Below are 6,074 nucleotides of genomic sequence, written 5' to 3' on the forward strand. Positions count from 1 at the left end.
TCAGTGCAAGGCCTTGCGAGCGAAATGCCGGGGCCTGAAGCCACACAGGTACAGGCAGCCAAAATACGTCACGACGCCCGCCAGGATCAGCGCCCCAAGCCGCAGGAAGCGCTCAAGCATGATGCCCTGTTCCCAGGCCGGCATATAGTGCATGCCCGCCAGCAGTACTGCCGACATCAGCGCCACCGCCAACACAAGCTTGAGCAGGAACACTGCCCAGCCAGGCTGAGGCTCGAACAGCTGCTGACTGCGCAGCTTCCAGAACAGCAAACCGGCATTCAGGCAGGCACCGAGGCTGATCGCCAATGCCAGGCCGGCATGTGCAAGCGGGCCGACCAGGACAAGGTTGAACAGCTGGGTGCAGACCAGGGTGAAGACTGCGATCTTCACCGGCGTGCGAATATTCTGCTGCGCATAGAAGCCAGGTGCCAGTACCTTGATCAGAATGATCGCCAGCAAGCCCACGGAATAGGCGATCAACGCTCGCTGGGTCATCGCCGCATCAAACGCGCTGAACTTGCCATATTGAAACAAAGCAACGGTCAGCGGTTCGGCAAGAATGGCCAACGCCAGGGTGCAGGGCAGTACCAGCAGGAAGCACAGGCGCAGGCCCCAGTCGAGAATCCGTGAGTACTCCTCGCGGTCCTTGTTGGCGTAGGTCTTGGCCAGGGTCGGCAGCAGGATGGTGCCCAGGGCAACGCCCAGCACACCGGAAGGCAGCTCCATGAGGCGGTCGGCGTAGTACATCCACGATACCGAGCCGGCCACCAGGAAGGAGGCGAAGATGGTGTTGATGATCAGCGAGATCTGGCTCACCGACACCCCCAGGATCGCCGGCAGCATCTGTTTCAGTACCCGCCACACACCCGCGTCCTTGAGGTTCAGGCGCGGCAGCACGAGCATGCCGATCTTCTTCAGCGCTGGCAGCTGGTACAGCAACTGCGCCAGGCCACCCGCCAGCACGCCCCAGGCCAACGCCATGATTGGCGGGTTGAAGTACGGCGTCAGCAACACGGCGAAGGCGATCATCGCCACGTTCAGCAAGGTGGGCGTGAAGGCCGGCACCGAAAAGCGGTTCCAGGTATTGAGGATCGCTCCGGCCAGGGAAGACAGCGAGATCAGGAATATATAAGGAAACGTCACCCGCAACAGGTCGGTGGTCAGCTCGTATTTTTCGGTGCTGTCGACAAAACCCGGGGCCGTCGCCCACACCACCCACGGTGCAGCGAGGATGCCGATGGCGGTCACCAGGGCCAGCACCAGGGTCAGAAGGCCGCTGACATAGGCAATGAAGGTGCGCGTCGCCTCCTCGCCTTGCTGGGTCTTGTACTCGGCCAGAATCGGCACGAAGGCCTGGGAGAATGCGCCTTCGGCGAAGATGCGCCGCAACAGGTTGGGCAGTTTGAACGCGATGAAGAAGGCATCGGTAGCGACACCAGCACCAAAGATGCGGGCCAGGATGGTGTCGCGAACAAAGCCCAGCACCCGCGAAATCATGGTGATCGAGCTTACTGCAGCCAGGGATTTGAGCAGGTTCATCGAAAAGATTCACGCCAATGACAGAGGACGCTGCCAGAGAGCGTCCGAATGTGCGATACTCCCGCGCCTTCGCAGGGGAGCCAAAAATTCCCGAGTGTACAGGTCGCGCAGCAGAAAGGAATCTTTCCCGCTTGTTGGCGCACCGCTCGGCGGAACCTTGCAGGTGGCCTTGACATCCGCTCGACTGATCGGCATGATTCGCGGCCTATTTTGTTTGCTATTTACCTAAAGTCTTTCGAGGAGCTCGACGGTGGCCAACACACCTTCCGCCAAGAAACGTGCAAAACAGGCTGAGAAGCGTCGCAGCCACAACGCCAGCCTGCGTTCCATGGTCCGCACCTACATCAAGAATGTAGTTAAAGCCATCGACGCAAAAGACGCCGAAAAAGCGCAAGCCGCTTACGTTCTGGCTGTACCTGTAATCGACCGTATGGCCGACAAGGGTATCATCCACAAGAACAAGGCTGCTCGTCACAAAGGCCGTCTGAATGGCCACATCAAGGCGCTGAAAGAAGCTGCAGCTGCCTAAGCGACGCGCTAGTCGAAAAACCGACCCTAGGGTCGGTTTTTTGTTGCCTGCGATTTATGCTTGCGGGCCCAGTTCCATGTGGGTCTCGATCTCTGTGTGTCGCGAAAGGGCTGCGAAGCAGCCCCGGCAATCTCAGCTTCTGCGCTGAAACCGAGGGGCCGCTACGCGCCCCTTTCGCGACGCAAGGCCGCTCCCACAAAAAAGCAGGGCCGCGTTTGGCGGCCCTACTTTTACATCACTTGGCGATCTGAATCTTCGGTGCCCACTGCAGCCATTCATCCTCGGCCTTTTCGAACAAGGCAAAGGTCTGCTGCGGCCGTGCCGGGTTACCCATCTGCTCGCCATCTGGCGTTGCGAAGGCGATACCGCCATCGATCAGGGTTTCCAGCGACTCGGTACGCACTGTAGCGCCCTTGAACAGACCCCAGTCGAAACCGAAACCACTGCTGTTCCAGAAGCGGCTACCGCTGCGCACCAAGGCGGCATAGCGCGGCTCGATGAGGATATGAATCAGCACGCGGTCAGCGCTCTGGCCCAGCTCGAAGCCTGTCACCTTGCCCACCGTAACCTCACGATAGGTAACCGGCACACCCGGCTTGATCGAGCCGCGACGCGGTGCACTGAGCGTCAATGGCAGGCCGACCTCTGGCCCTGCTACCTCCGGTGCCTCGGCCAGGGCGATGAAATCGCGCTGTGGCCCACGGTTCTTGGCTGCTGGCTGCACTTCCAGGTACTGCCCACCTATCAAGGTGTCCAGGTTTTCAGTGCGCACCAGGCCCAGGGCCGGCTTGACCACCCAGAACTGCGTGCCGGCACGGGCAATGCGATCCGCCGATTCGGTAATGCGCGCCCGTAGCAGCACCGCCTGCAGGTCATCGGTAAGGTCGACGCTCTCGATGCTGCCCACATCCAGGCCGCGGAAGCGGATGGCCGTACCCGGCTTCAGGCCATCGGCACGCTCTACACGGATGGTGATCAACGTACCCGCACGGTTCACCGCTTCCTGGCTGTCATGCAGGCGGAAGCGTGGAATGTGCCGTTTCAGCGGTACATCGGGCCGTGGTGTATCGAACGCAATACCGCCGGCCATCAGTGTTTGCAGCGACTCACTCTTGATCTTGATGCCCGACAGGCCGCCGGTCAGGGTGATCCCACTGACGTTCCAGAAGCGCGACGAACCATTGACCAGCTTCTCGTACTCCTTCTCGATATGCACACCGATCAGGATGCGGTTGCTGTTACGGGCGAACTGATAGCTCTGCACGCTACCCACCTTCACCTGGCGGTACGTCACCGGGCTGCCGATTTCCAGCGAACCCAAGGTGTCGGCGAACAACACCATGTGCAGGCCCGGCGCTTTGAGGTCGAGCGGCGGCGCCTTGGCACGCGCCTCGAACTCACGCTCTGGCCGTGCGCCCTTCTCACCAGGACGAATGGCGATGTAGTTACCTTTGACCAGCGCTTCCAGGCCAGTGATTCCCGCCAGGGAAATCGACGGTTTGACTACCCAGAACTGTGTCCCGTCTACCAGGTAGTCCTCGGTCAGTGGGTCGAGTGTCAGCTCGGCCGAAGCGCTGGCCAGGTTGTCTTCCATCTTCAGGGCTTTCAGCGAGCCCACCTGGATGCCCTTGTACATGACCGGCGTGCGACCCGCCTGCAGGCCTTCATAATCGCTCAGCTTCACTTTTACCCGGATACCCGCCTGGGCGGCATCGAAGTCCTCGTACAGACGGAACGGCAGGCTCGGATCGGTGGGAGGGCTGTCCTTGCGGTACTCCGGCGTGGCGAAGGCGATACCACCCGCCACAATGCTCGACAACGACTCACTGCGCACCTTCACACCCGAAAGCGAAGCATCGATGCTGACACCGCTGGCGTTCCAGAAACGCGTGTGCTTGCGCACCAGGCTGGCGTAGGCCGGCTCGATGAAGACTTTCACCTCTACGGTGCTCTGGTCCTCGGACAGGCGGTAGCTTTTCACCCGGCCAACCTGAATCTGCTTGTAGAATACCGGGCTGTCACGGTTGAGCGAGCCCAGCCTGTCGGCCTTGAGGGTCAGGTGCAGGCCTGGTTCAGAATCCGAGAGCGGTGGCGCCACCTTCAATGCCACAAAGCGTTTGGTACGTTCCCCCTCTCCCGGGCTAACGGCGATGTAGTTACCCGACACCAGTGTTTCAAGGCCAGATATACCGGCCAGGCTGACACTCGGCTTCACCAGCCAGAAACGCGTGCCTTTGGTTAGATGGGGCTCGGCAGCCTTGTTCATCTCGATGGTAGCGATCACCCCCTGCGTGTCGCCCTTGGCGTCGAGCACCAGGCTTTTCACCTTGCCAACCGGCATGCCTTTGTAGATGACCTCGGTCTTGTTGGCGACGATACCCTCTCCCGACTCGAAGCGGACTTCAATTTCCACGCCAGCGTCGCGGTAGGCCTGCCACGCGAGCCAGCCACCGATCATCAGCGCAATCAAAGGCAGGATCCAGATGGCCGACCAGTTCGAGGCTGGGCGGGTTTTAGCCGTTGGCAGGTCACTCATGGTCGTCATCCGACTCCGTGTTATCCCAAATCAGTCGGGGATCGAAAGTTAAAGCGGCAAGCATTGTCAGTATCACCACAGTTGCGAAGGCGACAGCGCCCAGGTTGGCTTCGACACTGGCTATTCGGCCAAAATTCACCACTGCCACCAGGATGGCAATGACGAAGATATCCAGCATGGACCAGCGCCCGATGAATTCGATGAAGCGGTACATCAATATCCGCTGCCGGGCCGAAAGCGGCTGCCGCCGCTGAACGGAGTACAACAGCAAGCCGATACCCACCAGCTTGAACGTGGGGACCAGGATACTGGCAATGAACACCACAGCCGCAATGGGCACCATGCCGTGCTTGAGCAGGGTGATGACACCGGACATGATGGTGTCCGGGCTACCCTGACCGAGGGTACTCACGGTCATGATCGGCAGTATGTTGGCCGGGATGTAGAGGATCGACGCCGCAATCAGCAACGCCCAGGTGCGCACGATACTGTTCGGCCGGCGTGCATGCACGATAGCGCCGCAACGTGTACAGGTTTGCGAAGTGCTGTCTGGCTCTTGCCTGTTCAGCTCGTGACACTCATTGCAGACAACAATGCCTGCGTCAATCGCCCGCATGCAGGTCCTCCCCCGATAGCGCACTCCAGATCTGGTGGGGCGACATCACCACTTCGAGCCACACCTGGATCAATAACAGACTGATGAAACAGAACAGCCCAAGGCCCACGGTCAGTTCGGCCAGGTCCACCAGTTTGACGATGGCCACCAGCACCCCCATGAAATAGACCTCGAGCATGCCCCAGTCACGCAGGTGGTGATAGATGCGGTAGAAGACCAGGCCGTAGTCCCGCCCGAAGTTCAAGCGGATGCTCAACAGCACGGCCAGCTGACAGAGCAGCTTCGCCAGCGGAATGACCATACTACAGAGCAACACCACTACGGCAACACCGCGCATTCCCGAGTTGTACAGGCCTAGCACGCCACTCCAGACCGTATCGTCCGAAGTCTGGCCAAGCAGGTGCAACTGCATGATCGGCAGGAAATTGGCCGGCACGAATAGCAAAAGGGCCGTCAGCACCAAGGCCAGGCTGCGATTGACCACATTATGCCGGTGGGCATAGAGCTCGTAGCCGCAGCGCGGGCATTGGGCTTTCTCATCATGCTGCAGCACGGGCTTGCGCAGCAGCAGGTCGCATTCATGGCAGGCGACAAGCTCGTCCAACGGCAGCTGGGCCAGGGTTTCAGGTTCGACAGAATTGGACATAGAGCGCTTCTGTATAGGTGCGTGGGGGCTATTCTAGTGTTCTGACTCGAATTATGGGAGGCGACGTTGTCCTGAAGGGTGTGCGGGGGGCGCCCCTGCCTGGCGTTGCACCCTTCCCTTGTAGGAGCGGGTTTACCCGCGAACACCGGCGAAGCCGGTGCCATCTCCGCTCCCGCAGTGATTCGAGCAGTTCCAGTTTTTTGCCCAC

At 60.1% G+C, this 6,074-nt stretch carries 5 protein-coding genes; 1 reads left to right on the forward strand and 4 read right to left on the reverse strand.

Translation table 11 applies throughout. The features are described 5' to 3' along the window. Nucleotides 1–1,539 carry a murein biosynthesis integral membrane protein MurJ gene (murJ, locus tag V7787_RS38220; RefSeq protein ID WP_064491427.1) on the reverse strand — a complete coding sequence of 513 codons (1,539 nt, stop codon included), beginning with the start codon at nt 1,537–1,539 and terminating at the stop codon, nt 1–3. A 250-nt stretch (nt 1,540–1,789) separates the two neighbouring features. On the opposite strand from murJ, the gene rpsT reads away from it, so the two are divergent. After that, nucleotides 1,790–2,068, forward strand: a complete 279-nt coding sequence (gene rpsT / locus V7787_RS38225; RefSeq protein WP_003247625.1) for a 30S ribosomal protein S20 — start codon at nt 1,790–1,792, stop codon at nt 2,066–2,068. 235 nt (nt 2,069–2,303) lie between these two features. On the opposite strand, the gene V7787_RS38230 is transcribed toward rpsT, so the two are convergent. Genes V7787_RS38230 through V7787_RS38240 form a run of 3 tightly spaced genes read right to left on the reverse strand, consistent with a single transcriptional unit; the run spans nt 2,304 to nt 5,866 of the window. Further along, nucleotides 2,304–4,604: a PqiB family protein gene (locus tag V7787_RS38230; protein WP_064491428.1), complete on the reverse strand. Its 2,301-nt coding sequence runs from the start codon at nt 4,602–4,604 to the stop codon at nt 2,304–2,306. Then, complete coding sequence (locus V7787_RS38235) at nt 4,597–5,220, reverse strand: paraquat-inducible protein A (RefSeq protein WP_014589576.1); 624 nt, start codon at nt 5,218–5,220, stop codon at nt 4,597–4,599. The genes V7787_RS38230 and V7787_RS38235 overlap by 8 nt, the downstream gene beginning before the upstream one ends. Next, nucleotides 5,207–5,866 carry a paraquat-inducible protein A gene (locus tag V7787_RS38240; protein ID WP_020190949.1) on the reverse strand — a complete coding sequence of 220 codons (660 nt, stop codon included), beginning with the start codon at nt 5,864–5,866 and terminating at the stop codon, nt 5,207–5,209. Before V7787_RS38240 ends, V7787_RS38235 begins: the two co-directional genes overlap by 14 nt. Nucleotides 5,867–6,074 lie beyond the last annotated feature (208 nt).

The organism is Pseudomonas sp. CGJS7, from assembly GCF_036961695.1.

Bases quoted from the DNA above. Each gene is read 5' to 3' on its own strand.
- V7787_RS38235 (WP_014589576.1), bottom strand. From the start codon at position 5,220: ATGCGGGCGATTGACGCAGGCATTGTTGTCTGCAATGAGTGTCACGAG.
- murJ (WP_064491427.1), bottom strand. From the start codon at position 1,539: ATGAACCTGCTCAAATCCCTGGCTGCAGTAAGCTCGATCACCATGATT.
- V7787_RS38240 (WP_020190949.1), bottom strand. From the start codon at position 5,866: ATGTCCAATTCTGTCGAACCTGAAACCCTGGCCCAGCTGCCGTTGGAC.
- V7787_RS38230 (WP_064491428.1), bottom strand. From the start codon at position 4,604: ATGAGTGACCTGCCAACGGCTAAAACCCGCCCAGCCTCGAACTGGTCG.